Consider the following 24,428-nt stretch of genomic DNA (forward strand, 5'->3'; position numbering starts at 1 on the left):
GATGGCGCCACCGCTGCCCCGCATCCGTACCGCCGTCCTGGCCGCAGGTGCGGCCCTGCTGGTCAAGCGGGCCCTGCACCGCCGCATCGCCGCTTCCCCGCTCTGGCCGCTGCCCGCGCTGGAGACCCCGGTCTCCAGCCGTGGCCGCCACCGGACTGCCACCAGAAGGCTGCTGGTAGCCGAGCGCACCCCGGAGGCCGAAGGTGTGGTGCGGCTCCGGCTGGTGAGCGCGACCGGTGAGCGGCTCGACGCCTGGGCACCCGGCGCCCATCTGGATCTGGTGCTGCCCTCCGGGCTTGTCCGCCCGTACTCGCTCTGCGGCGACCCGGCCGACCGGGAGGCGTACACGGTCGCCACCCGGCTGATCGAGGACGGCCGGGGCGGCTCACGCGAGGTCCATGAAGAGCTCCACGAAGGCACCGAGGTCGAGGTCCGCGGGCCCCGCAACCGCTTCCCGCTGACCCGGTCCGCCTCGTACGTCTTCGTCGCGGGCGGCATCGGGATCACCCCGGTCCTGCCGATGGTCCGGGCGGCCGAGGCGGCGGGCGCGCGGTGGCGGCTGGTGTACTGCGGGCGTACCCGCGCCTCCATGCCCTTCCTCGCCGAAGCGGTGGAGCTCGGCGGCGCTGACCAGGGCCGGGTGACAGTCGTGCCGGAGGACGAACTCGGCTACCCCGAGCTGGAGTTCGGAGCCGATCCGCCCGGGACCGCTTACTACTGCTGCGGCCCGGAAGGTCTGCTCACGGCCGTGTCGGACGCGCTGCCCGCCAGGGCCGCACTCCATCTGGAGCGGTTCGCCCCGGCTGCCGGACCGGTGGCCGGCCCGGCAGCCGCCCTTGCGGACTCGGCCGGCTTCGAGGTGGAACTGCGCCGCTCCGGACGGTCGGTGACGGTCGCGCCGGACTCCACGGTGCTGGCCGCCGTCCGCGCGGAGCTGCCGGATGTGCCGTACTCCTGCGAGCAGGGCTTCTGCGGGACCTGCCAACAGAGCGTCGTGGAGGGCGAGGTGGACCACCGGGACGAACTGCTGACGGACCCGGAGCGAGTCGGGTCGATGCTGATCTGCGTGTCCCGGGCGCGGGGCGGACGGCTGGTCCTGGACCTGTAGCGGCGGACGGCCCCCGGGCCCGGGGGCGGACCCCGGAGGCCCGGGGAGCCTTGACACCCCGGAGCGGCAGGAGGAGCATCCTCACGTCGTTGACAACGTTGTCTGGCGGCGTGCCGCCCCGGAGGGCCGACGGCGCGTCCGTCCCGGGCGCGTTGACCGTCCGTCACACACGAAGGGCAGGAACGGGTGTCAGACACGCACAGCCGTCGGACGCGCACCGGGACGAGAGCGCTCAGCTCCGTCGTGGTGACCGCCATGGCCGCCCTGGGGATGGCGGCCACCGCCGCCCCGGCATCGGCCGCATCCGCGCACGGCACCGTCAGGGATCCGGTGGCGTACGTCCACCCGCTGATCGGTTCCGCCAACGCGGGCAACACCTACCCGGGCGCGGTGCAGCCCTTCGGGATGCTGGCCTGGAGCCCGCAGAACTCCAAGGGCAAGCAGGTCTCCACACCCGCGCCCGGCGGCTACCAGTACGACGCCAAGAAGATCCGCGGCTTCAGCCTCACCCACCTCAACGGCGTGGGCTGCTCGGGTGCGAACGGCGACATCCCGATCATGCCGTACACCGGCGATGTGGACTCCTCGCCCAGCGCGGACACCACCGACGCGAAGTACGCCAGCACCTTCTCGCACGACAACGAGAGCGCATCGCCCGGCTCTTACCAGGTCGGCCTGGACAACGGCGCGTCCGCCGCGCTCACCACGACGGCGCGGACCGGCACCGGGCAGTTCGGCTTCCCCAAGTCCAAGCCCGCCAGCATGCTCTTCCGCACATCGAACTCGGAGAGCGGCAGCACGGACGCCACCGTGAAGATCGACAAGAAGGCCCGGACGGTGACGGGCTCCGTCACCGCGGGCAACTTCTGCGGTCCGCAGAGCGCGAACAACCGGCACGACCTGTACACGCTGTACTTCACCGCGCACTTCGACAAGGCGTTCGCCAAGGTCGGCACGTGGAAGGACAGCACGGTCAGCCCCGGCTCCACATCGGCCTCCGGCGGTACGGGCTACAGCTCGTCCGGCAACGCGGTGGAGGGCAAGGGCTCCGGCGCGTACATCACCTTCGCCGACGGGACCACGAAGGCTCAGGCCAAGGTCGCCGTCTCCTATGTCAGCGCGCGGAATGCCGAGGCGAACCTGCGCGCCGAGAACGGGCCCCACAAGAGCTTCGGCTCGGTGAAGTCGCAGGCGGCCAGGGCCTGGAACAAGGTGCTGAGGTCGGTCGAGGTGGGCGGCGGCAGCGACGCCCAGCGCTCGACCTTCTACACCGCGCTCTACCACTCCATGCTGGAGCCGACACTGACCAGCGACGTCGACGGCCGCTATCTGGGCGCCGACCGCAAGCCGCACCGGCTGGCCAGGGGGCAGAAAGCGCAGTACGGCACCTTCTCCGGCTGGGACCAGTACCGCGCCCAGGTGCAGCTCCTGACGCTGCTCAACCCGCGGGCGGGCAGCGACTACGCGCAGTCGCTCTACAACTACGCGGGCCAGCGCGGCGGCGAGTGGGACCGCTGGCTCCTGGAGAACGGCAAGACGAGCGTGATGTCGGGCGACCCGTCCGATGCGGCGCTCGCCGGGATCTATGCCTTCGGCGGCCATGACTTCGACGTCAAGGGTGCGCTGAAGTCCCTGGTCAAGGCGGCGACCGTACCGACGGCGAACGACTCCGACAGCTCGGGCTGCAACGTGGAGTGCGTGGGCCAGCGCCCCGCGCTCGACAAATACCTGAAGCTCGGGTACGTACCGGCCGACAACTGCCACTGCTGGGGCGGCGCGGCGGAGACGCTGGAGGACGCGGCGGCCGACTACGGGCTTTCCGAGCTGTCCCGGCAGACCGGGAAGAGCGCCGACGCGAAGAAGTTCCTGGACCGCTCGGGCAACTGGACCAACGTCTTCGACGCCAACGCCACCCCGCAGGGCGGCTACATCCGCGACCGCAAGTCCGACGGCACCTGGGCGGGCACCTTCACCCCCGGCACCGGCAGCGGCTTCGTCGAGGGGACCAGCGCCCGCTACACCTGGATGGTGTACTCGGACGTGGCGGGCCTGGCGTCCGCGATGGGCGGCAAGGACGCGGCGGCGAAGCGGCTCGACGCCTTCTTCCGTACGCCGGACGGCAAGTTCGACTTCTCCGCGAAGGACGACACGCGGTACGACGCGACCAACGAGCCGGACATCAACGCGCCCTATCTGTACGACTACCTGGGCGCCCCGTACAAGACGCAGGAGACCGTCCGCGCGGAGATGGACCAGCTGTGGACCGACACCCCGGGCGGTATCCCCGGTAACGACGACGCCGGGACCATGTCGTCCTGGTACGTCTTCTCGGCGCTCGGCATGTACCCGCAGAACCCGAGCCGCGCCGACCTGACCCTCTCGGCGCCGCTGTTCCCGCACGCGGTGGTGCACACCGGGCACGGGCGGACCATCACCGTCAACGCCCCCGCCGCATCGGCGGACAACAGCTACATCCACGGGCTGAAGGTCAACGGCCGCAAGTCCACCAAGCCCTGGGTCCCTGCCTCGCTGGTCACCCGCGGCGGCACCCTGGACTACACGCTGGGCGCGAAGGCGGACACCACGTGGGGCACCTCGGCGGCCGACGCCCCGCCGTCCTTCCCGGGCGGCGGTGTGAAGTACTTCACCGGTGCCACCCCCGAGCAGCTGAAGATCGAGCCCGGCTCGGCCGGTGCGGACACCACGGTCAAGGTGCAGACGCTGGAGGACAAGGCCACCAAGGTGCACTGGACTGCGACGCCGCCGGCCGGTGTCACGGTGAAGCCCGCGCAGGGCGACTTCACGGTCCCGGCGGGCGGTTCGGTGAGCGCGAAGCTCTCCGTCTCGGCCGCTTCGGGCACGGCGGAGGGCCGCTACACGGTCCCGGTCACGCTGAAGTCGTCGGCGGGCAAGGAGCTTCCGAAGACGTCGGTCGCGGTGACCGTCGCCGAGAAGAACAGCATGCTCTGGAACCGGAACAGCACGGCCATCTCCTCCGACGACAACAACCCGCAGGCCAACTTCGACGGTGAGGGCTGGAGTTACTCGGGCCCGGCCCTGGCCGCCGCGGGCGCGGCGCCGGGCTCCACGGTCTCGTCGGGCGGCTTCGACTTCAGCTGGCCGAAGGTGGCAGCCGGGGACCCCGACAACATCGAGGTGGCCGGTGACACCCCGCAGGTGCTCAACGTCCCGTCCGCCGAAGGCGCCACCAGGCTCAGCCTGCTGGGCAGCGCGGCGGAGGGTTCGGCCAGCGGTACGGCGACGCTGACGTACACCGACGGCACCACGCAGAAGGCGGACATCGGCTTCAGCGACTGGACGCTGGGCGGCGGCAAGGACAAGCCGTCGTTCGGCAACACGGTGGCGGTCCACACCGATTACCGCGATGTCCAGGGCGGCGGCAAGGACCCGGTCGGCACCGAGATCTTCGCGACCGCGCCGATCACGCTCCAGGCGGGCAAGCAGCTGGCGAGCGTGACGCTGCCGTCGAAGACGGACGGCGGCGTGCTGCACGTCTTCGCGGTGGCCACCGCCTGACGGGGCGGCCACCGGCGGACAGGAACGTCCACCGGCCGGCGGGCCGTCGCGGCACGGATTGCGTGCCGCGGCGGCCCGTTCGCCTTTCCCCGGCCTTCGCCGTCTCCCGGCCGTTCGCCACTTCCCCGGCCCAGCCCCCGTGCACCACGCCCCCGGTGTACGGACCGGCTGTGGCACCCTGGCCCGGTGCCTGTCCTCGCATCCGAAATGCTGGCCCAGCGTGAACTGCGGCTGACCGCGGTCACCTCTCCAGGCTCCTGGCCGGACGTGCCGGTCAGCTGGTCGTCCACCACGGAGCTGGAGGACCCGGTCCCCTTCCTGCGCGGCGGCGAACTGGTGCTGACCACCGCGCTGCGCAGACGTACCCGAGCCCAGTGGGACCGGCTGGTGCGTGATCTGGTGGCGGTGCCGGTCGCGGCGGTGTGTGTGGGGATCGGCCTGGTCCACCACCGGGTTCCCGCCGGGCTGCGGGCCGCCGCCGAACGCCATGGGCTCGCGCTGCTGACTTCCCCGGTGGAGATCCCGTTCATCCAGATCAGCCGGTGGGCGGCGGACCGGATCTTCGCGGAGCAGTACGCCCGCACCCGGCTGATGATCCGGCTCCAGGACGAGATCACCGGCGCCCTGCTCGCGGGGCGTGGACTGCGCCATCTGGTCTCGCTGCTGGCCCGCAGGCTTGGCGCCGATGTGGCCGTCATCGACCCGGCCGGCACGGTACTCGAACAGCATCCCCGGTCGGCACGGTGGCCCGTCGGCGAAGTCGCCGCCGCTTCGGACACCCCGAGTGCGGACGCTCCCGGCCTGGTGTCCTTCCCGGTACGCGCGGACGGCACCGTCGCCGGTTACCTGGTGGCCCGGGGCCCCGACGAGCAGGTCACCCTGCTGGCACCGGTGGCCGGTCTGGCCGGCCTGGAGATCGCACGCCGCCAGGCGCTGCTCTCCGGGCGCCGTGAACTGGTCGGGCAGGTCGTCGCGGACATCCTGCACCACGGGCTGCGGGGCAACGAGGCGGAGCGCAAGCTGAGCCGGATCGGGGTGGATCCGCGGGCCGGCCACCGGGTGGTCGTGGCCAGTTCCGGCCAGGCCGCCTCCCTGCTGCGGCAGCGGCCCCTCGACCTGGCGGCGCTGCTGCGCGGGCAGTCCGACCCGTACCCGATGTGCCCGCTGGACGACGGCATCGTCGTACTCGTCCCGGCGGACGGCGACGCCCGGTCCGTCGCCGAGCGGCTGCTGCACCACATCGGCGGCGGCCCGGGATCCCCGTCCGTGGCGGTCGGTGTGAGCGGGGCGCACCAGGGGCCGGACGGTATCCGTATCGGTTACCACGAGGCCCGGCAGGCCCAGCGTCAGGGCCCCGGGGTGCAGGAGTGCCGCACCCTCTCGCTGCCGGGGCTGCTGCTGAGCAGCGCCGATCTGCCTCTGACGGAGCTGGCGACCAGCCTGCTCGAACCCGTACGGCGTTACGACGAGGCGCACGGCGCGGCCCTGGAGGCCACCGTGCGCAGCTACCTGGCCCACGACGGCTCGGTCACGGAGACCTGCCGTGCCCTCAATCTGCACCGCAACTCGCTGCGCTACCGGCTCGGCCAGATCGAACGGCTCCTGGGCAGACGGCTCACGGCGACCCAGGACCGGCTGGAACTCTGGCTGGCGCTGCAGGTGCTGGGGCCGGCCGGTGACCAGGACGACTGACGGGCGCCCGGGGGCGGTTCAGCCCCCCAGCACCTGCCGCGCCATGACCACCCGCTGGATCTGGTTGGTGCCCTCGTAGATCTGGGTGCTTTACAGCCTCTACCGCTCTGGCCTGCGTAAACACACCCTTCACAGGGTGCTTCCCCAGCATTTGCCCAGGATCAGCCACACGTGAGGTGTCTCCGTTGCCGGTCAGCCCAGCGACGCCACCGCGTCCGCGATGAGGGAGCGTGCTGCCGCGCCTCGTGTCGCGCCCTGCGAGAGACGTTCAAAGGCGCGGGCGTACAGCTCGACCTGACTGGGCTGCGTGAGAGTGGACGCAGCATCCAACGTGTCTGCGTGCACCCGGCTGTCGTCGAAGATCGTGAAGGTGGGCATGGGCCACACTGACCGTTGCTCCGAGAACGGGACGATGCCCACGGCGACGTTATGAAGGTCCATGATCCCGAGCAGGTGGCCGAGCTGGGCTGCCATGGTTTCGGCGCTGCACAACCGGTAGCGCAGCACCGACTCTTCCAGTGCGAAAGAGAACCGGTGCCCGCCCTTGCTCAGCACCTCGTTACGCCGCATGCGGGCCGCCACGGCGTCGCTCACGTCGTCCGGTGTTCCTCGGAAATCCGCGATGGAGGTCAGCAAGGCGGAGGCGTACCCCGGTGTCTGAAGGAAGCCAGGGATCACGTCGGATACGTAGACACGGAAGGTCCTGGTTTGTTGGTAGAGGTCGCCGATGCTCTCCTGGAGCCGCCGGAGGCCGGTCCGCTGGACTCGCTTCCACTCCACATGCGCTTCCGCGGACTGCCGGTTGGTCGCCACCAGATCCGGGGCCTGGTCCTCGGCATCACAGGCCCGACACCATGCCCTGATATCCACATCGGACGGAGGCGTCTTGGCGTTCTCGATCCGGGACGACTTCGATTCCGACCAACCGCACCTGACGGCCAGCTCCCGCCCACTGATCCCCGCGTCCTTTCGGATCTCGCGTAGCCGGCCGGCCAGGGCTTCGCGGGCCTTCTGAACACGTGCGGAGGGGTGCGGAGGCATGGAGCCGGCTTTCGTCAGACCTTGTACTGGTGGTGCGGGATCCCTCGCTCCCAGACCGTCTCAAATGCGGCGGAGCACAGCTTCACTGCCTCCGGATCGGCCGTGATCTCGTCCTGCACCACCGCACCGTCACCCGAGAAGTGGTGCACCCGGAGAAGGGTGTCATCGAACAGCCAGAAGTCATTTCCCGGAAGGGGGATGGTTGTGGCGTGCGGCCGGGGAAGCCAGCGGACTTGCTCCCCCGCGGTGACGTTGGCGTAGGTGACGTAGTGCTCCCAGCGGATGTACTCCGACACCGGCTCGGAGATCACTCGCGCCCTTCGGATCACCACACCCCTGGCGACGGTGTCAGCGATCAACTGGTCGTAGGGGTGCCACCAGGACTCGCGGTCCTGCCAGTTGATCCGTTCCCCCTGCTTCCACGCCTCGAACCGGTCCGTGGCGGCGTAGGAGTCGCGCAACTCCAGATGAACGGCGGACCGCTCGCACCGGCCAAGCAGCTCAGCGAAGCTGGGCACGCTCGACGGCATCACACGCCTCCCTGATCATCGGAATCATCCTGGCCGGAATCCTGACGATTGCCTCAGTCTCGGGTACTGAGCCGTTCGCGGGGCTGGTCGCCTCACAGTCCGCCTGAGTCCCGGGGGTTGGCTTCCACCCCTGCAACAAGACCTCCTGTGCTTCCGCGTCCGCCCACACGGTGGGGCAGTGGTCCCGATCGGTGTCGGGGTCAATCCCAAAGAACTCTACGGCCACGGCAGGCTCCCTGGTCGAGGCACTTGCTTGGACTTGCACCAGCCTCTTTGAACTGGGAAGAGAGCGTCAATACCGCAACGCGCCAAATGAATTGACGTGCAAGCTCATGCAAGTTTGTGGAGCCCGGTCCTCCCGGCTTCCTACGGTCGCCACATCGACGCGGAATCGATCGGGAGGCCAGCATGGCGAGCGGGATGAAAACGGCGGAGGGGGCTGGGGGTATCGGCATGAGTGAGCCGAGAACCTGTCCGAGCGGGCCGGTAGAGCTTTCACTGACTGCAGACCTGAAGCCCACCCCCGTGCCGCGCTGCGCTGGATGTACAGAGCCGGCCAACGCGCGAGACCGCGCGAGGGTGGGCGACATGACCACAGTGCCGGACTGCAACGTCTTCCTGCGACGGCATCCGGAGGACCACTGATGGTCACGGCCCGAGACATCGGGGCCCTCGTCACGGATGCGTGGGGCAGGGTCGGAGTTCTGCGTGATGTGATCCCGGACTTCGAGGACCCCGCCCACCTGCCGCAGGACCGCCGGAAGCGCCCGACAGCGTTTATATGGCCTGAGTCCGGAGGCGCTGAGTGGCTGGTCTCGCCGGATTCCGTGCAACGGATTGAGGAGACTCCGGTGCGTCCGTCGACCCCGTGACGAACCACCGGGCTATCCCACCCCGGCAGCGGAAACTTTGGCGAGTCGAGCTACCGGGGTGGGCTGTGAAACCCCACAACAGGGAGGAACGCCCATGCACGACGTACGCGCATTACTCACCCCTGCCGCGTTCGAGGGTGTCGTCGCCACCGTCATCGACAACAACCCCGGCATGAAGGAGGCTACGGCCGAGCGGATCGTAGTGGAAGCGCTCAAGTTCATGGATGCCGCAGCGCAGTTCCCGACCGTCAAGATCACGCCCTCCAACGTGGTGGACGAGGGGTGGCACGCCCTGATCCTGCATACGAACCTGTACGGGAAACTGTGCGAGCACCTGGGGCGGTTCGTGCATCACTGGCCCGAGCGTCCCGACGTCGAGCGACACGACGATCACGCGCTCACTCGTACGGTGGCCATCATCGAGCAGGCCGGGCACACCGTGGACAGCGAACTGTGGACGGGCCCGGCCACAGCCCTGGTATCGGTGGCAGCCAACTGCTCCCACACGCCCAAGCCCGGCGGCTGCGGCCCGATCAATCCGGGCAAGTGCGCTTCGCACTGCTCGGGCAGTGGCGGTAGCTAGGCTGGCCGCGAGCAGACGGAAGGCGGAAGCGTGAACGCTGAGCAGGCCCGGCAAGTTGACGCCGTACTGAGGCAGTTGAAAATCCCCGGCGTAGTCGCACCCGAGGACCCGGAGAACACGGCGGGGCCCTGGCGCGTGTACGACAAGGCCGACCCTGCCACGCGCCGGGACGTGACAGCTGATGCACTGGCATCTGTGGCCGCCAAGTTCCCGGAGGAGAAACCGGAGCCGGGACCGACGCGGGGATTCGTGATCCCTCCCAAGAACGAGTGACCGCCTGCGACGCCGACCAACAAAAGAACGCCCCTGCCGCGAATGGCAGAGGTGTTCTTTGGTTCGTTCGAGCGGTTCAGAGCAACGCGCGAAAACGGTCTTCGGCCGACCGGCCTTTCCTTCCCGTTCCACGGTGACGACGATTTCGGGCAGTTCCTTGACCTCAACAGCCGATGCACCCACGTACGGGAGTACCTCCAAGCCGCATTCCATGCGGCACTACTACGGATCGCGCCTGCTGTACGCGGGCGTCCCGGAGAACGGTGTGGCCGACTGGATGGGTCGCAGCTCCACGGACGTGCTCGGGGAGCACTACCACTACATCTTCGAAGGAGCCGAGCAGCGCGGGCGGGCGGCCATCGCGAGCATGCTGACGCCCGGCGCGGACGACCCCACCGATGGACAGGCGGAAGTCGCCTGAGGGAGCCCATACGAACGACCCATTACGCCCATGACCGGCCCGAAACAGTCCCGAACGGACAGGTAGCCGATCACGGGCCGCGAGCGTCGAGAACGACCGCTGAAATGCAAAAACCCAGTTACGGCAGGTTCCGCGCCATCACGATCCGCTGCACCTGATTCGTGCCTTCATAAATCTGGGTGATCTTCGCGTCACGCATCATCCGTTCCACCGGGTGGTCGCGGACATAGCCCGCGCCTCCCAGCAGCTGGACCGCGTCGGTCGTGACCCTCATCGCCGTGTCGGACGCGAGGCACTTGGCGGCGGCGCCGAGGAAGGTGAGGTCCGACGAGCCGCACTGGGAGGCCGCCGCCGCGCGGTAGGTCAGCGTGCGGGCCGCCTCGATGTGCATCGCCATGTCGGCGATCATGAACTGGACGCCCTGGAACTCGGCGACCGGCCTGCCGAACTGGCGGCGCTCGCGTACGTAGTCCGCCGCGTAGTCCAGGGCGCCCTGGGCGATGCCCACGGCCTGGGCCGCGATGGAGATCCGGGTGTGGTCCAGCGTCGCCAGTGCCAGTCGCAGCCCGCGCCCCTCGTCGCCGAGCAGCCGGTCGGCCGGGAGGCGGACGCCGTCGAAGTGGACCTCCTTGGTGACCGATCCGTGCAGGCCCATCTTGCGTTCCGGGGCGCCGTAGGAGACGCCTTCGTCGGTCGCCTCGACCACGAACGCGGAGATACCGCGCTTGCCCAGGGCGGGATCGGTGACCGCGAACACGATCAGCACGGCGGCCTCGCCCGCCGATGTGATCCAGCTCTTGGTGCCGGTGAGCCGCCAGCCATCGCCGTCGGGCACCGCACGGCAGGTCATCGCGGCGACATCGCTGCCCGCCTCGCGCTCGGAGATCGCGTACGCGCACAGCGCCTCGCCCGAGGCCACTCGGGGCAGATACCGCTCGCGCTGTGCGGCACTCCCGGCGAGCAGCAGCGGGGTGACGCCGAGCTTGTTGGAGCTCAGGACGGTGGAGATGCCCGCGGACACCCGTGCCACCTCCTCGATGGCGATGGCCTGCGCCAGCGTGTCGGCGCCCGCCCCTTCGTACTGTTCGGGGACGCCCAGCGCGTGGAATCCGGCGGAGACGAGTTCCGCGTAACCGTCGGCCGAGAAGACGTCATCGGCGTCCGCCCGGTCCGCCAGTGGCCGGATCCGGTCCTCGGCGAAGGCGCGTACGGAGGCCCGGAAGTCCTCGTACTCGGCGGGCATCCGATACGGCGGCTGTTCCTGCGGTGTCTGTTGCTGCGGTGTCTGTTCGGAGGTGCTCATGGCACCAAGTCAGTCACCGGCCCACCGCCCGCCGCCATGTGCGCCTGCACAGTATCGGTGCCGTTCTCCGTGGCTGTGCACATATCCCCGGGAGGTCCGCGCTCCTAGCGTTCGGTGCTGTCGAAACCTTCGTCGAAGCGTTCGTCGAAGCGTTCAGTGCAGTCGAACCGAGGAGTTGCCATGCCCGCGTTGAGCGGCATCCGGGTGCTGGATCTGTCACGGGTACTCGCCGGCCCGTTCTGTACGTCCCTGCTGGCCGACGTCGGTGCCGATGTGGTCAAGGTCGAGCCGCCCGGCGGCGACGACACCCGGCGGCTCGGGCCTTTCGCCCAGGACGTCAGCGTCTACTTCGCGATGCTCAACCGGGACAAGCGGAGCATCGCACTCGACCTCAAGGACCCCCGGGACCTGGAGACGCTGTGGTCGCTGGCAGCGCGGGCGGACGTACTCGTGGAGAACTTCCGCCCGGGGGTCGCCGACCGGCTCGGCATCGGCGCGGACGCGCTGCTCGCCCACAACCCCCGGCTGGTGTACGCGAGTATCTCCGGGTTCGGGCAGTCGGGCCCCCTGTCCGCGCGCCCCGCCTACGACCTGATCATCCAGGCCATGTCGGGGATCATGGAGACCACCGGCAGCCCGGACGGCGAGCCGACCAAGGTCGGTGAGTCCATCGCCGATCTGCAGGCGGGGCTCTACGGCTCGTGGGCGGTCTGCGCGGCGCTGGTCGAACGGGAGCGCACCGGGCGGGGCCAGCACCTGGACATCGCCATGCTGGACGCGATGGTCTCGCTCCAGCTCACCAGCGCCAGCCTGCTGGCCGCCGAAGGCGCACCGCCCACCCGGGTCGGCAACCGGCACCCGGTCTCCACCCCGTTCGGTGTCTACCGTGCGGCCGACGCACCGGTGGTCCTGGCCGCGGCCAACGACCGCACCTTCCACCGGCTCCTTGAGCTGATCGGGCGCCCCGACCTGGCCGGCCACCCCGTCTACCGCACCGACGAGGCGCGCACGGCCCATGAACCGGAGGTCCGCGCCACCATCGAGGAGTGGACACGGCAGCGCTCCGCGGCCGAAGTCGTCGCCCTCGCCGGGGAGCAGGGCGTCCCGGCGGGCCCGGTGCGGGATCTCCAGGAGGCCATCGACAGCGTCCGCCCGCGGGGCGTCACCGGCGGTTTCCGGCATCCGGCGCTGGCCGGGATGACGGCGCTGCGACAGCCCGTGGCGTTCCAGGGCGCACCCGAGGCCGCGCCGTCCACCACCCCCGGCCTCGACGCGCACCACGACGAGGTGCTCCACGACTGGCTCACCGGTTGAACTGCCACGCGGCAGGGTCCCGTGCCGGGTCCCGCCGGTCCGCCCGCGCCCGGCCCGGCAGTCCGCCCGCGCCCCGCCCACACCGGGCCCCGGCGGCGCAGCACGTCCCGGTACGGCCAACGCCCGGCGCCACCGCAGTCGGTACCCTGTTCCCATGACGACCGGGGTACGCCGCAGAATGGGCGTCGAAGAGCGCAGGCAGCAGCTGATCAGTGTCGCCCTCGACCTGTTCAGCCACCGCTCCCCCGACGATGTCTCCATCGACGAGATAGCCGCGGCCGCGGGGATCTCACGGCCGCTCGTCTACCACTACTTCCCCGGCAAGCAGAGTCTGTACGAGGCGGCCCTGCGCCGCGCGGCCGACGAGCTGGCCGAGCGGTTCGTCGAGCCGCGTGAAGGGCCGCTGGGGGCGCGGCTGCTGCGGGTGATGGAGCGGTTCTTCGACTTCGTCGAAGAGCACGGGCCCGGCTTCGCGGCGCTGATGCGCGGCGGCCCGGCCGTGGGTTCCACCACCACCAACGCGATGATCGACGAGGTCCGCACCGCCGCGTATCTCCAGATCCTCTCTCATCTGGAAGTCCAGGACCCGCCCGCCAGGCTCCAGTTGGTCGTCCGGTCGTGGGTGTCGCTCGCCGAGTCGACCGCGCTGATCTGGCTCGACGGGCGGAGCATCCCCCGCGCCGAGCTGGAGTTGCAGCTGGTGCACGACTTCGCGGCGCTGGCCGCGGTGAGCGCCGCCTACGACGAAGCGATGGCGGCGGTCGTACGGCGGATCCTGAGCGAGGAGCCCGCCGACGGGCCGTTCGGGGAGCTGGTCGGCCGGCTGCTCGCCCTGGCGCCGCTGCCCGAGGCGGAACTCCCCGCCCAGCGGGGCTGAGGACCGAGGGCCCGCCCGGTCAGGGTGTGCCGTAGACCACCGTGACCCGCTTGAACCCCAGCGAGTGCAGCAGGCCCTGGAGCATGCTGGTGGTGTTCTTCTCGGCGCGTGCCACCAGACCGCTGTCCTTGGCCGCCTCACCGATGTGCTGCGCCGCGAGCTTCTGTACGGCGTGCTCGTTGTTGGGGTTGTCCGAGAAGAAGTCGCCGAGCCGGTCGAGCAGCCCGCGCTGCTTGGAGACGGCGTACGAGCGGTCCGGGTCGATGGCGGGCTCGGCGAGCACCGCGTGCGGCAGCCGCAGGGTGGCGGCGGTGCGGTCCTTGTTCACGGTGACCCCGTTCCCCGCGGTCTTGCCGAGGTCGACATAGGAGCCGACGGCGCCCGCTCCGACGTACAGCATCCGGGAGCCGCGGATCGCGTCCGGCAGGAACTTGGTGTCCTTCTCCAGGTCGACCACGACCTGGAAGTTCCCGGACGCGGCCTCGTACCGGCTCATGTCCTGGATCGACTTGAGCAGTGCGGGGCCCGACCGGTCCTGGGTCTTCTCGCCGAATACGTCGCCGATCCCCGGCAGCAGGTCGAGCCTGCTGCCGAGCAGCAGCAGCGCGAGCACCAGGACCACGGCCACCGGTGCTTTGATCCACCAGGAGCGGCCGCTCGTGCGGCGCCGCTCCTGGTCCGTCTCTCCTTCGGTCAGCGTCATGGGGTCCGGATGCCCCCGTACACCATGAACACTCCGCCGGGTCGGCCCGATCAGCCGGGCCGGCCGGCCGTCGATCCGCGTACCACCAGCTCGGGCTGGAAGACGAACTCCGTGCGCTGTACCGGGTTTCCGCCGATCTCCTCCAGGAGCGTGCCCACCGCCGCCGCTGCCATCGCCTGGACCGGCTGGCGGACCGTCGTCAGCGGCGGGCTGGTGAAGGCGATCAGCTGCGAGTCGTCGAAGCCGACCACGGAGACGTCGTCGGGGACTTCGAGACCGCGCTCGCGGGCCGCCCGGACGACGCCCAGCGCCATCAGGTCGCTGCCGCAGACCACGGCCGTGCACCCCTGGTCGAACAGGGCGCCCGCCGCCGCCCGGCCGCCCTCGACGCTGAACAGGGTGTGCTGGACCAGGGCTTCGGCCTCGTCGGCGGACTGGCCGAGCCGGGCCGACAGCGCCTCGATGAACCCCTCGCGCTTGCGGCGCGAGGGCACATAGCGCGGCGGCCCGACCGCCAGACCGATCCTGCGGTGCCCGAGGTCCGCGAGATGGCGTACGGCCATATGGGCCGCCGCATGGTCGTCGGGCGAGACGAACGGCGCGCTGATCCGTTCGTTGTAGCCGTTGATCAGGACGAACGGCACCCCGCGCTCCGTGAGACCCGCGTAGCGCGCCGGGTCGGCCGAGGTGTCGGCGTGCAGTCCCGAGAGGAACACAATGCCGCCGACGCCGCGCTCCACCAGCTGCTCGACCAGTTCGTCCTCGGTGGCGCCGCCCGGCATCTGCGTACAGAGGACCGGGGTGTAGCCGTATCCCACGAGCACCTGCTCCACGGCCTGGGCGAAGGCCGGGAAGATGGGGTTGGTCAGCTCGGGCGTCACCAGGCCGATGAGGCCCGCGCTGCGCTGGCGCAGCCGTACCGGGCGTTCGTAGCCGAGGATGTCGAGCGCCGCGAGCACCCGCTGCCGGGTGGTGTCCGCGACGCCCGGCTTCCCGTTGAGCACCCGGCTCACCGTGGCCTCGCTGACGGCGGCCTGCGCGGCGATGTGCGCGAGCCGGGGAGGTGCGGTCACACCGACCACCAGACGGTGGCGTCCGACGGCAGCTCGAACTCATCGCCTTCCAGGGGGACTTCGGTGCTGGCAAGGACCATCCGGCCGGGTACGGGCAGGCGTACCGGGCTGCCGGTGGTGTTGACCGTGCAGCGGAACCCGGGGCGGGCGAAGGCCAGCACGCCGTCCGGGGTACCGGGGAGCCAGTCCACGGACTCCCCGGCGCCGAGCCCCAGCAGCTCACGGCGGGCGGCGAGCGCGCTGCGGTACAGCTCCAGGGTGGACGCGGGGTCGCCGGTCTGCGTCTCGACGCTCAGCGCGCCCCAGCTCGCGGGCTGCGGGAGCCAGCTGCCGCCGCTGCCGAAGCCGTACGAGGATCCTTCCGCGGTCCAGGGGAGCGGCACCCGGCAGCCGTCGCGGAAGCCGTCCTGGCCGGCCGCGCGGAAGAACGACGGGTCCTGCCTGACCTCGTCGGGCAGGTCGGTGACGTCGGGGAGGCCCAGCTCCTCGCCCTGGTAGAGGTAGGCGGAGCCGGGCAGGGCCAGCATCAGCAGGGTCGCGGCGCGGGCCCGCCGCAGGCCCAGTTCGCGGTCGCCGGGGGTGCGGATCTGGGTGCCGGCCGGCGGGTTGGCGAAGCGGGTGGTGTGCCGGGTGACGTCATGGTTGGAGAGCACCCAGGTGGCGGGCGCGCCCACCGGGCGCATCGCGGCCAGCGACACATCGATGACCTCGCGCAGCTCGGCCGCGTCCCAATGGGTGCCGAGATACTGGAAGTTGAACGCCTGGTGCAGCTCGTCGGGGCGTACGTAGTGGGCGGTGCGCTGCACGGTCGGCGTCCAGGCCTCGGCGACGGCTATCCGCTCGCCCGGGTACTCGTCGAGGATGGTGCGCCAGGAGCGGTAGATCTCGTGGACGCCGTCCTGGTCGAAGAAGGGCATGATGTCGTTGCCGAGCAGCCGGAGCTGGTCGGTGCCGCCGAGGTCGGGCAGGCCGGGCGCCTTGACGAGACCGTGGGCGACGTCGACCCGGAATCCGTCGACGCCCATGTCGAGCCAGAACCGCAGGATGGAGCGGAACTCGTCGGCGACGGCCGGGTGCTCCCAGTTGAGGTCGGGCTGCTCGGGGGCGAAGAGGTGGAGGTACCAGGCGCCGTCGGCGACCCGGGTCCAGGCGGGGCCGCCGAAGATGGACTCCCAGTCGTTGGGCGGGAGTTCGCCGTTCTCGCCCTTGCCCTCGCGGAAGTGGTAGCGGTCGCGCAGCGGTGAGGAGGGGCCGTCGTCGATGGCGCGCCTGAACCACTCGTACTGGTCGGACGTGTGGTTGGGCACCACGTCCACGATGATCCGCAGGCCCAGGCCGTGGGCGTCGCGGATCAGCGCGTCGGCGTCGATGAGCGTGCCGAACATGGGGTCGATGGCCCGGTAGTCGGCGACGTCGTACCCGGCGTCGGCCTGTGGGGACGCGTAGAACGGCGAGAGCCACACGGCGTCGACGCCGAGGTCGCGCAGGTACGGCAGCCGGCTGCGGACGCCCTCGATGTCACCCATGCCGTCACCGTTGCTGTCGGCGAAGCTGCGCGGATAGACCTGGTAGATCACCGCGTCCCGCCACCAGCCGGTGCGGGCGGCGGCCGACGGGGCGGCGGGGGCGGCGGAGTGCTGAGTCATGTCTTCCCTGGGTGTGTCAGATGCGTGGGGGCGTTCATGGGGCGTGCGGGAGGGCGTACGGGAGGGTGCGGGGCTCAGCCCTTGGTCCCGCCCGCCGTCAAGCCGGTGACCAGGTGCTTCTGCACCAGGTAGAAGATGACGGAGACGGGGATGGCGATGAGGACGGCGGTCGCCGCCATGTAGTTCCACTGCGCGTCGTGCTCGCTGACGAAGCTGGAGAGGCCCACCGCGAGGGTGTACTTGCTGTCGTCGAGCATGAACGTCGAGGCGAAGGCGACCTCGCCCCAGGCGGTCAGGCAGGTGTAGAAACCGGCCACCGCGAGTCCGGGCCTGGCGAGCGGCAGGATGAGCCGCCAGAAGGTGCCGAAGGGGCTCAGCCCGTCGACGCGTCCCGCCTCGTCGATCTCGTACGGGATGGTGTCGAAGTACCCCTTGAGCATCCAGGCGCAGTACGGCACGGCGGTGGAGCAGTACACCAGGATCAGGGCGCCGAAGGTGTCGATGAGGCCGAGGTCCGCGAGGATCACGTACATCGGCACCATCAGGACGGCGACCGGGAACATCTGGGTGACCAGGAGCAGCCACATCAGCTTCTTGTGGCCGGGGAACCGCATCCGGGAGACCGCGTATCCGGCGGTGGCGGCCATGAACACACCGATGACGCTGGTCGCGACGGCGATCAGGGCGGTATTGCCGAGCCAGGTGAAGAAGCGGGTGTGCTCCAGCACGAACGAGTAGTTGGAGAGAGAGATCTTCGACCAGATCCGGCCGGGGTGCAGATAGTCGCTCTTGTCGGGGCCGAGCGAGAGGAAGGCCAGCCAGGCGATCGGGAAGAGCGCGATCAGACTGGCGATGCCGAGCGCCGTGTGGGAGAGCACGGTGGCCCTGCGGCTCGGCCGGTCGCGGCGGAGTGCGCGGGCGGGGCGCCGTACGGCCGGCGCGGTGCGCTCAGCGGGTGAGGTCTCTGTGGTGAGGGTCGTCTGCGTCGACTGTGTCGTCATCGGGAATCTGCCTTCGTGTCTTCTGGTTTCCGGCCGCTTCTGGTTGCCGGCCGGGCTCAGCCGGCGGCCTTCTCGCTACGGGCCAGCCAGCGCCGGTAGAAGGAGGTGAAGACGATCAGGATGGAGAGCAGCAGCACGCCGTACGCCGCGGACTGGGCGTAGTCCCTGGGCTGCTGGCCGAAGCCGAGACGGTAGGCCCAGGTGACGAGGATCTGGGCGTCCGGTGCGCCGTTGCCGAACAGCAGGAAGATGATGGCGAACTGGTTGAACGTCCAGATGATGCCGAGCAGGACGACGGTGGAGCTCACCGAACGCAGGCCCGGCAGCGTGACATGGAGGAAGCGCTGCCAGGGGCTCGCGCCGTCCATCTCGGCGGCCTCGTACAGGTCGGCGGAGATCGACTGGAGTCCGCCGAGCAGCGACACCATCATGAAGGGCACACCGCACCAGGTGTTGACGATGATCGCGGCGAGCTGCTGGAAGTGCGGCTCCTCCAGCCAGGCGGGCTGGGGCAGATGGAGGCTGCCGAGGAGCGAGTTCACGATGCCGGAGTCACCGAGCATGATCCGCCAGGAGAAGACGGTGACGAAGGTCGGCACGGCCCAGGGCAGGATCAGCAGCATCCGGTAGAAGGTGCGGCCGCGCAGCTTCTGGTTGAGCAGCAGCGCCAGGCCGAGGCCGATGCAGTAGTGCAGGGCCACGCAGGCGGCGGTCCAGACGATGGTCCACAGGAAGTGGGACCAGAAGCGGTCCCAGGCCGTCGGCCCCCAGAGGATGTCCGCGTAGTTGTGCAGACCGATGAACCTGTAGGTGGCGTCGATGTGGTTGACGCCGATGGTGCGGGCCGAGTTGAGGCTGTTCGCGTCGGTGAGGGTCAGGTAGAGGCCCTGGACCAGCGGGTAGCCCACCAGGACACCGAGCACGACGACGACCGGGGCCGCCATCGCATAGGCGTACCAGTGCTTCTGCCAGGACTGCTTGATGCGCTGCACCGGCCCACGGCGCTCGGCGCGCGCGCCTGCGACGGCAACGGTCATCTTGACACCTTTTCCAGGGGGTTCGGCTCGACGTCCGGCCGCCGGATCCGCACGGTGCGCGGATCCGGCGGCCGGGCGATCACTTGGTGAAGTCGGGGACCAGCTTGGCCATGGCCTCGTTCAGGGCCTTGACCCCGTCCTGGAGCGATTCCTTGCCGTCGGCGACCTTGGGCAGTTCGGTGTCCATCGGACCCCAGAGCGAGCTGTACTCGGGGAGTTCGGGCCGCGGCTGCGAGGCGCTGAGCACCTTCTGGAACCCGGCGATCCCGGGGTCGGCGGTGACCTCGGAGGTGTAGGCGTCGGAGCGGGTCGGCAGCGTGGAGTTCTTGAGCGCGATCTGTTCCTGGCTCTTCGCCGAGGTCATGAACTGCAGGAACTTCAGCGAGGCGGCCTGGTGCGCCTTGTCGGAGCCCGCGTAGACGGCGAGGTTGTGGCCGCCGGTCGGGGCGCCCGCCTTGCCGGTGGAACCGGCCGGGACGGTGGCGATGCCGAGGTTCTTCTTGTCCTTGAAGGCCGAGCCCTTGTAGAAGTTCGTGATCTCCCAGGGGCCCTGGATGATCGAGGCGACCTTGCCGTTGACGAACGCGTCCTGCTGGTGGGCGTAGGCGTCGGCCGTGGTGTCCGGCTTGTGCAGACCGGGGCCGCTGAAGAGGCCCTTCCAGGTCTCCAGGCCCTTGACCGCGGGGGCGCCGGCGATGGTGACCTTCTTGTGGGCGAGGTCGACGGTGTCGGTGCCCTCGCCGTACAGGAAGGGCTGCGCGTAGTACCCGGCGGTGCTGGCCCAGTAGCCGTCGACCTTCGCCTTCGACTTGACCGCGGCCGCGTCGCTCTTCAGCTCACCCCAGGTGGTGGGGGCCTTGGTGATGCCGGCCTTGGCGAAGAGCGCCTTGTTGTAGACGAAGGCGAGGGTGTCCGTGACCAGCGGGACGCCGTAGGTCTTGCCGTCGAACTGTGCCTGCTTCAGCAGGTTGGGCTCGAAGTGCGCCTTGTCCTTGAGGGCTTCGGTGCCGTCCAGCGGGAGGAAGTAGCCCTTCTTGGCGAAGGCGGGGGTCCAGCCGACCTCGGAGCGCAGCACGTCCGGGGCGCCCTTGGCCCCGGCGGCGGTGTCGAACTTGTTCTGGGCCTGGTCGAAGGGGACGTTGACGTAGGTGACCTTGATGCCCTTGTTCGCCGCTTCGAACTCCTTGACCAGCGCCCGGTAGGTCGGGGCCTCGTTCGTGGCGTTCGAGGTGTCCCACCAGGTGATGGTGGTGGGACCGTCCGCCTTGCCGCTACCGCTGTCGCCGCCGCAAGCCGTCGCCGCGAGCGCCAGGGCCGCAACCACGGCGGTGGCCGCTATGCCACGTCGCATGTGAACTCCTTCGAGGGGTGCCGCTCCATCACGGCTCCGGGTCGAGGAGGAACGTAACAAGGATGAAAGAAGACCGAAAGAGCTTGCGAAGTTTTTCTGCAAGGAACCGGTTTCGTTACCTCCATGTGTCCGCACGGTTGCCGTGAAGGCCCTTGCCAAACAGGGCATGAGGGCTTCTGAAGCGGGGCGGGAGAGGCTGCGGCGGCCTTCGCAAGTCCTTGCAAGGCTGTTACTTTCGGAGGGCACCGGCGTTGTCCCGTACGTTGCAGGACTTCCGAAAGGGATCACCCCATGACGCAGCAGCTCACCGGCGCGGCCACCCCGTCCGGGGCCCGTACCCGATGGTGGCGGGACGCCGTCATCTACCAGGTGTACGTACGGTCCTTCGCGGACAGCGACGGTGACGGCATCGGCGATCTGCGGGGCATCGAGGAGCGGCTGCCGTATCTCGCGGAGCTGGGCGCCGACGCGGTCTGGCTCACCCCCTTCTACGCGTCGCCGCAGGCGGACGGCGGGTACGACGTCGCCGACTACCGGGTCGTGGACCCGCTGTTCGGGACACTGGCCGACGCCGAGTCGCTGCTGCACACCGCGCACCGCATCGGACTGCGGGTCATCGTGGACGTGGTGCCGAACCACACGTCGGACCGCCATGTGTGGTTCAGGGACGCGCTGGCCGGCGGCCCGGCCCGGGACCGCTACCACTTCAGGCCCGGACGCGGCGCCGACGGTGAACTCCCGCCCAACGACTGGCAGTCGGTGTTCGGCGGCCCCGCCTGGACCCGGGTGTCCGACGGCTCCTGGTACCTCCATCTCTTCGCCCCCGAGCAGCCCGACCTCAACTGGGAGAACGCGGAGGTGCGTACGGAGTTCGAGGCGATCCTGCGGTTCTGGCTGGAGCTCGGCGGGCGCGGCGTGGACGGATTCCGTGTCGATGTGGCGCACGGCATGGTCAAGGCCGCCGGGCTGCCCGACATCGGCACCGCCGAGCAGGTACGGATGATCGGCTCCCAGACGCTCCCCTTCTTCGACCAGGACGGTGTGCACGAGATCCACCGCGCCTGGCGGAAGCTGCTCGACTCCTATCCGGGCGAGCGGGTCGGCGTCGCGGAGGCGTGGGCCCCGTCCGCCGGGCGCCTCGCCCTGTACGTACGCCCGGACGAACTGCACCAGGCCTTCAACTTCCAGTTCCTGCGCTGCCCCTGGGACGCGGCGGCGATGCGCACAGTGGTGGACGAGTCGCTGGCCGCGACCGCATCGGTGGGGGCGCCCACCACCTGGGTCCTCTCCAACCACGACGTCGTACGCCATGTGACGCGGTACGGCGGCGGCACCACCGGGCTGCGCCGGGCCCGCGCCGCCGCGCTGCTGATGCTGGCGCTGCCCGGCTCCGTATACCTGTACCAGGGCGAGGAGTTGGGGCTGCCCGAGGTCACCGACCTCCCCGACGAGCTGCGCGAGGACCCGTCGTTCTTCCGCGGCGCGGGACAGGACGGGCTGCGGGACGGCTGCCGGGTGCCGATCCCCTGGACCGCCGAAGGGCCCTCGTACGGCTTCGGGCCAGGACCGGGGTGGCTGCCGCAGCCGGAGGGCTGGGGGGCGCGTTCCGTCGGGGCGCAGACCGGGGACCCGGACTCGACGCTGGAGCTGTACCGGACGGCGCTCGCGCTCCGGCGCCGGCTGGACGGACTGGGTGACGGTCCGATGAGCTGGCTCGAAGGCCCCCCTGGGGTACTCGTCTTCGGCCGGCCCGGCTTCGTCTGCACCGTCAACACCCTGCCGGGCGCGGTCGAACTGCGCGTACCGGGCCGTCCGCTGCTCTCGTCGGCCGCCCCGGACATCTCCGGTGAATCGGTGCGCATTCCCGGTGATTCCTGCACCTGGTGGGCAATCTGACACGCGCCCGGTACAGTCCCTTCCCATGACCGCACGGCTTGCCGACATCGCAACCCAGGCGGGGGGCAGCGAAGCGACGGTCAGCCGGGTCCTCAACGGCAAGCCGGGGGTAGCGGCGGCCACCCGCGAGTCCGTACTCGCCGCACTCGACGTACTCGGCTACGAACGTCCGGTGCGGCTGCGGCAGCGCAGCGCCGGTCTGGTCGGCCTGATCACGCCGGAGCTGGAGAACCCGATCTTCCCGGCGCTGGCCCAGGTCATCGGGCAGGCCCTGACCCGGCAGGGGTATACGCCGGTGCTCGCCACCCAGACCCCCGGCGGCTCCACCGAGGACGAGCTGACCGAGATGCTGGTGGAGCGCGGGGTGGCGGGCATCATCTTCGTCTCCGGGCTGCACGCGGACACCACGGCCGATATGCGCCGCTACGAACGGCTGCGCGCCCAGGGCGTGCCGTACGTCCTGGTCAACGGCTTCTCGCCGAAGGTGCAGGCGCCCTTCATCTCGCCCGACGACCGGGCCGCGATGCGGCTGGCCGTCACGCACCTCGCCTCCCTCGGCCACACCCGGATCGGGCTGGCGCTCGGGCCGAAGCGCTTCGTACCCGTGCTGCGCAAGACGGAGGGCTTCCAGGCCGAGATGCGGGCCAGGTTCGGGCTCTCGGAGACCGAGAGCGAGAAGCTGATCCAGCACTCGCTGTACACGCTGGAAGGCGGACAGGCAGCAGCGTCCGAGCTGATCTCAGCGGGCTGCACGGCGGTGGTCTGCGCCAGCGACATGATGGCACTCGGTGCTATCAGGGCCGCCCGGCAGCTGGGATTCGAGGTGCCGCGCGACATCTCGGTCGTCGGCTTCGACGACTCCCCGCTCATAGCGTTCACCGACCCTCCGATGACCACCATTCGACAGCCGGTGACCGCCATGGGCCAGGCCGCGGTCCGCACTCTGCTCGAAGAGGTCGGCGGTACCCCCGCACCGCACAGCGAATTCGTCTTTATGACCGAGCTGGTAGTCCGTGGTTCCACCGCCTCCGGGCCGGGATCCGCCGCAGGCCCGGAATCACGGGGCGAAGGCGTCAACACGGCGTAGCAGGTGCGGGCGCGTCCCTCCCGAGGGATGATCTGGGGGAAGCCGAGTTTCTGGCAGACTCTTCCCCTATGGGTGAAACGACCGTGAAGACACTGGACGGCCAACAGGCCACCGCGTCAACCGTCGTGGCCAAGAAGCCCCACACCTCCGTCATCGGGCGTCTGCGTGCGCCCCGCCGCCCCCGCATCTGGTTCGAAGTACTGCTGATCGCGGTGAGTTACTGGGGTTACTCCCTGATCCGCAACGCGGTTCCGGAGCAGAAGGCGGAGGCGCTGCGCAACGCCACCTGGATCTGGCACGCCGAGCACCTTCTGGGCATCTCGGTCGAGCAGCACATCAACCACGCCGTGAATGCGGTGACATGGCTGATCATCGCGATGAACTACTACTACGCGACGCTGCACTTCATCATGACCATCGGCGTCCTGGTCTGGTTGTTCCACTTCCATCCCGGGCGCTATGCGGCGGCCCGGCTGGCGCTCTTCGCGACCACCGCGGTGGCCCTCGCCGGCTACTACCTGTTCCCGCTCGCGCCGCCGCGCCTGATGAACCACAGCCACTTCATCGACACGGTGCTGGTGCACCACACCTGGGGTTCGATGGCCTCGGGCAACCTCAAGAACATGTCGAACCAGTACGCGGCGATGCCCTCGATGCACATCGGCTGGTCGCTCTGGTGCGGCTTGATCATCTTCGCGCTGGCCCGCGCCCCGTGGGTGCGGATCCTGGGCCTGCTGTACCCCGCCCTGACCCTGCTGGTCATCGTCTCGACGGCCAACCACTTCTGGCTGGACGCGGTGGGCGGCGTCCTCTGCCTGGCCTTCGGCACGGGCCTCTCGTACGCCTGGTACGGAGCCCTGCCGCACCGCCTCCCCCGGGTCCCGGAAAAGGTCAGATCGGGCGGCACCTTCACCCAGGGCATCCACGGCACCCTGAAGCCGGTCCCGGCGAGGTCGGTCAGGGCGAGGTCGGTCCGGGCCAAGTCGGTCCCGTCGGAGCACTGAGGCTGCGTTCAAGCCCGTCCGGGGACTGAGGCCCGAAAATCAAGCCCGTCCTGGGATTGAGGACCGGGGCCGGTACAAG

The 24,428-nt window shown here is 69.9% G+C and carries 21 protein-coding genes; 11 read left to right on the forward strand and 10 right to left on the reverse strand.

Going from position 1 to position 24,428, the window contains the following annotated elements:
- The first annotated feature begins 1 nt into the window (after nucleotide 1).
- The 3 genes from ACWGKJ_RS29850 (at nucleotide 2) to ACWGKJ_RS29860 (ending at nucleotide 6,337) form a co-directional block, all read left to right on the forward strand.
- A complete protein-coding gene (locus ACWGKJ_RS29850; RefSeq protein ID WP_385027392.1) occupies nucleotides 2-1,108 on the forward strand; it encodes a PDR/VanB family oxidoreductase in 1,107 nt (368 codons plus the stop codon).
- A 255-nt stretch (nucleotides 1,109-1,363) separates the two neighbouring features.
- Nucleotides 1,364-4,645 carry a GH92 family glycosyl hydrolase gene (locus ACWGKJ_RS29855; protein WP_385027438.1) on the forward strand — a complete coding sequence of 1,094 codons (3,282 nt, stop codon included), beginning with the start codon at nucleotides 1,364-1,366 and terminating at the stop codon, nucleotides 4,643-4,645.
- Nucleotides 4,646-4,831: 186 nt separating this feature from the next.
- A complete protein-coding gene (locus ACWGKJ_RS29860; protein ID WP_385027395.1) occupies nucleotides 4,832-6,337 on the forward strand; it encodes a helix-turn-helix domain-containing protein in 1,506 nt (501 codons plus the stop codon).
- 192 nt (nucleotides 6,338-6,529) lie between these two features.
- Here ACWGKJ_RS29860 and ACWGKJ_RS29865 read toward each other — a convergent pair whose 3' ends face one another.
- Genes ACWGKJ_RS29865 through ACWGKJ_RS29875 form a run of 3 tightly spaced genes read right to left on the reverse strand, consistent with a single transcriptional unit; the run spans nucleotide 6,530 to nucleotide 8,134 of the window.
- Nucleotides 6,530-7,378, reverse strand: a complete 849-nt coding sequence (locus tag ACWGKJ_RS29865; RefSeq protein WP_385027398.1) for a helix-turn-helix domain-containing protein — start codon at nucleotides 7,376-7,378, stop codon at nucleotides 6,530-6,532.
- Between the two features lie 14 nt (nucleotides 7,379-7,392).
- On the reverse strand, nucleotides 7,393-7,908 hold the full coding sequence (locus tag ACWGKJ_RS29870) for a DUF6879 family protein (RefSeq protein ID WP_385027401.1): 516 nt from the start codon (nucleotides 7,906-7,908) through the stop codon (nucleotides 7,393-7,395).
- Nucleotides 7,880-8,134 (reverse strand): hypothetical protein, encoded by a 255-nt coding sequence (locus ACWGKJ_RS29875; protein WP_385027404.1) that lies wholly within the window; start codon nucleotides 8,132-8,134, stop codon nucleotides 7,880-7,882. Before ACWGKJ_RS29875 ends, ACWGKJ_RS29870 begins: the two co-directional genes overlap by 29 nt.
- 740 nt (nucleotides 8,135-8,874) lie before the next feature.
- On the opposite strand from ACWGKJ_RS29875, the gene ACWGKJ_RS29880 reads away from it, so the two are divergent.
- The 3 genes from ACWGKJ_RS29880 (at nucleotide 8,875) to ACWGKJ_RS29890 (ending at nucleotide 10,057) form a co-directional block, all read left to right on the forward strand.
- Nucleotides 8,875-9,363, forward strand: a complete 489-nt coding sequence (locus tag ACWGKJ_RS29880; RefSeq protein WP_385027407.1) for a glycine-rich domain-containing protein — start codon at nucleotides 8,875-8,877, stop codon at nucleotides 9,361-9,363.
- Between the two features lie 30 nt (nucleotides 9,364-9,393).
- Nucleotides 9,394-9,636: a hypothetical protein gene (locus ACWGKJ_RS29885; protein WP_385027410.1), complete on the forward strand. Its 243-nt coding sequence runs from the start codon at nucleotides 9,394-9,396 to the stop codon at nucleotides 9,634-9,636.
- A gap of 211 nt (nucleotides 9,637-9,847) precedes the next feature.
- Nucleotides 9,848-10,057 carry a site-specific integrase gene (locus ACWGKJ_RS29890; RefSeq protein ID WP_385027413.1) on the forward strand — a complete coding sequence of 70 codons (210 nt, stop codon included), beginning with the start codon at nucleotides 9,848-9,850 and terminating at the stop codon, nucleotides 10,055-10,057.
- A 118-nt stretch (nucleotides 10,058-10,175) separates the two neighbouring features.
- On the opposite strand, the gene ACWGKJ_RS29895 is transcribed toward ACWGKJ_RS29890, so the two are convergent.
- Nucleotides 10,176-11,360 (reverse strand): acyl-CoA dehydrogenase family protein, encoded by a 1,185-nt coding sequence (locus ACWGKJ_RS29895; protein ID WP_385027416.1) that lies wholly within the window; start codon nucleotides 11,358-11,360, stop codon nucleotides 10,176-10,178.
- A 180-nt stretch (nucleotides 11,361-11,540) separates the two neighbouring features.
- Here ACWGKJ_RS29895 and ACWGKJ_RS29900 point away from each other — a divergent pair, with 180 nt between their 5' ends.
- A complete protein-coding gene (locus ACWGKJ_RS29900; protein WP_385027419.1) occupies nucleotides 11,541-12,674 on the forward strand; it encodes a CaiB/BaiF CoA transferase family protein in 1,134 nt (377 codons plus the stop codon).
- Nucleotides 12,675-12,828: 154 nt separating this feature from the next.
- The gene (locus ACWGKJ_RS29905; RefSeq protein ID WP_453315868.1) at nucleotides 12,829-13,551 is read left to right on the forward strand and encodes a TetR/AcrR family transcriptional regulator; all 723 of its coding nucleotides are present in this window, start codon (nucleotides 12,829-12,831) and stop codon (nucleotides 13,549-13,551) included.
- A 19-nt stretch (nucleotides 13,552-13,570) separates the two neighbouring features.
- On the opposite strand, the gene ACWGKJ_RS29910 is transcribed toward ACWGKJ_RS29905, so the two are convergent.
- The 6 genes from ACWGKJ_RS29910 to ACWGKJ_RS29935 all read right to left on the reverse strand — a co-directional run bounded on the left by ACWGKJ_RS29910 (nucleotide 13,571) and on the right by ACWGKJ_RS29935 (nucleotide 20,362).
- Nucleotides 13,571-14,254, reverse strand: coding sequence for a DUF4230 domain-containing protein (locus tag ACWGKJ_RS29910; protein WP_385027422.1), 684 nt, complete (start codon nucleotides 14,252-14,254; stop codon nucleotides 13,571-13,573).
- 50 nt (nucleotides 14,255-14,304) lie between these two features.
- The gene (locus ACWGKJ_RS29915) at nucleotides 14,305-15,339 is read right to left on the reverse strand and encodes a LacI family DNA-binding transcriptional regulator (protein WP_385027441.1); all 1,035 of its coding nucleotides are present in this window, start codon (nucleotides 15,337-15,339) and stop codon (nucleotides 14,305-14,307) included.
- The gene (locus ACWGKJ_RS29920) at nucleotides 15,324-16,973 is read right to left on the reverse strand and encodes a glycoside hydrolase family 13 protein (RefSeq protein WP_385027426.1); all 1,650 of its coding nucleotides are present in this window, start codon (nucleotides 16,971-16,973) and stop codon (nucleotides 15,324-15,326) included. Before ACWGKJ_RS29920 ends, ACWGKJ_RS29915 begins: the two co-directional genes overlap by 16 nt.
- 74 nt (nucleotides 16,974-17,047) lie before the next feature.
- The gene (locus tag ACWGKJ_RS29925; RefSeq protein ID WP_385027429.1) at nucleotides 17,048-17,974 is read right to left on the reverse strand and encodes a sugar ABC transporter permease; all 927 of its coding nucleotides are present in this window, start codon (nucleotides 17,972-17,974) and stop codon (nucleotides 17,048-17,050) included.
- Between the two features lie 56 nt (nucleotides 17,975-18,030).
- Nucleotides 18,031-19,011 carry a carbohydrate ABC transporter permease gene (locus ACWGKJ_RS29930; RefSeq protein ID WP_385027432.1) on the reverse strand — a complete coding sequence of 327 codons (981 nt, stop codon included), beginning with the start codon at nucleotides 19,009-19,011 and terminating at the stop codon, nucleotides 18,031-18,033.
- A gap of 79 nt (nucleotides 19,012-19,090) precedes the next feature.
- Entirely contained in the window at nucleotides 19,091-20,362 is a 1,272-nt protein-coding gene (locus ACWGKJ_RS29935) for an extracellular solute-binding protein (protein WP_385032491.1), read from the reverse strand.
- Nucleotides 20,363-20,653: 291 nt separating this feature from the next.
- On the opposite strand from ACWGKJ_RS29935, the gene ACWGKJ_RS29940 reads away from it, so the two are divergent.
- From ACWGKJ_RS29940 to ACWGKJ_RS29950, 3 genes are all read left to right on the forward strand, one after another.
- Complete coding sequence (locus ACWGKJ_RS29940; protein ID WP_385032494.1) at nucleotides 20,654-22,258, forward strand: glycoside hydrolase family 13 protein; 1,605 nt, start codon at nucleotides 20,654-20,656, stop codon at nucleotides 22,256-22,258.
- 25 nt (nucleotides 22,259-22,283) lie between these two features.
- Nucleotides 22,284-23,345 carry a LacI family DNA-binding transcriptional regulator gene (locus tag ACWGKJ_RS29945; RefSeq protein WP_385032497.1) on the forward strand — a complete coding sequence of 354 codons (1,062 nt, stop codon included), beginning with the start codon at nucleotides 22,284-22,286 and terminating at the stop codon, nucleotides 23,343-23,345.
- A 68-nt stretch (nucleotides 23,346-23,413) separates the two neighbouring features.
- Complete coding sequence (locus tag ACWGKJ_RS29950) at nucleotides 23,414-24,349, forward strand: phosphatase PAP2 family protein (RefSeq protein WP_385032500.1); 936 nt, start codon at nucleotides 23,414-23,416, stop codon at nucleotides 24,347-24,349.
- The last annotated feature ends 79 nt before the right edge of the window (nucleotides 24,350-24,428 follow it).

This window comes from Streptomyces sp. NPDC054757, from assembly GCF_053612185.1.

Coding starts and splice junctions, on each gene's coding strand:
- ACWGKJ_RS29850 (WP_385027392.1), top strand. CDS start 2: ATGGCGCCACCGCTGCCCCGCATCCGTACCGCCGTCCTGGCCGCAGGT.
- ACWGKJ_RS29855 (WP_385027438.1), top strand. CDS start 1,364: ATGGCCGCCCTGGGGATGGCGGCCACCGCCGCCCCGGCATCGGCCGCA.
- ACWGKJ_RS29865 (WP_385027398.1), bottom strand. CDS start 7,378: ATGCCTCCGCACCCCTCCGCACGTGTTCAGAAGGCCCGCGAAGCCCTG.
- ACWGKJ_RS29870 (WP_385027401.1), bottom strand. CDS start 7,908: ATGCCGTCGAGCGTGCCCAGCTTCGCTGAGCTGCTTGGCCGGTGCGAG.
- ACWGKJ_RS29880 (WP_385027407.1), top strand. CDS start 8,875: ATGCACGACGTACGCGCATTACTCACCCCTGCCGCGTTCGAGGGTGTC.
- ACWGKJ_RS29890 (WP_385027413.1), top strand. CDS start 9,848: ATGCGGCACTACTACGGATCGCGCCTGCTGTACGCGGGCGTCCCGGAG.
- ACWGKJ_RS29895 (WP_385027416.1), bottom strand. CDS start 11,360: ATGAGCACCTCCGAACAGACACCGCAGCAACAGACACCGCAGGAACAG.
- ACWGKJ_RS29900 (WP_385027419.1), top strand. CDS start 11,541: ATGCCCGCGTTGAGCGGCATCCGGGTGCTGGATCTGTCACGGGTACTC.
- ACWGKJ_RS29905 (WP_453315868.1), top strand. CDS start 12,829: ATGACGACCGGGGTACGCCGCAGAATGGGCGTCGAAGAGCGCAGGCAG.
- ACWGKJ_RS29910 (WP_385027422.1), bottom strand. CDS start 14,254: ATGACGCTGACCGAAGGAGAGACGGACCAGGAGCGGCGCCGCACGAGC.
- ACWGKJ_RS29920 (WP_385027426.1), bottom strand. CDS start 16,973: ATGACTCAGCACTCCGCCGCCCCCGCCGCCCCGTCGGCCGCCGCCCGC.
- ACWGKJ_RS29925 (WP_385027429.1), bottom strand. CDS start 17,974: ATGACGACACAGTCGACGCAGACGACCCTCACCACAGAGACCTCACCC.
- ACWGKJ_RS29930 (WP_385027432.1), bottom strand. CDS start 19,011: ATGACCGTTGCCGTCGCAGGCGCGCGCGCCGAGCGCCGTGGGCCGGTG.
- ACWGKJ_RS29935 (WP_385032491.1), bottom strand. CDS start 20,362: ATGCGACGTGGCATAGCGGCCACCGCCGTGGTTGCGGCCCTGGCGCTC.
- ACWGKJ_RS29940 (WP_385032494.1), top strand. CDS start 20,654: ATGACGCAGCAGCTCACCGGCGCGGCCACCCCGTCCGGGGCCCGTACC.
- ACWGKJ_RS29945 (WP_385032497.1), top strand. CDS start 22,284: ATGACCGCACGGCTTGCCGACATCGCAACCCAGGCGGGGGGCAGCGAA.
- ACWGKJ_RS29950 (WP_385032500.1), top strand. CDS start 23,414: ATGGGTGAAACGACCGTGAAGACACTGGACGGCCAACAGGCCACCGCG.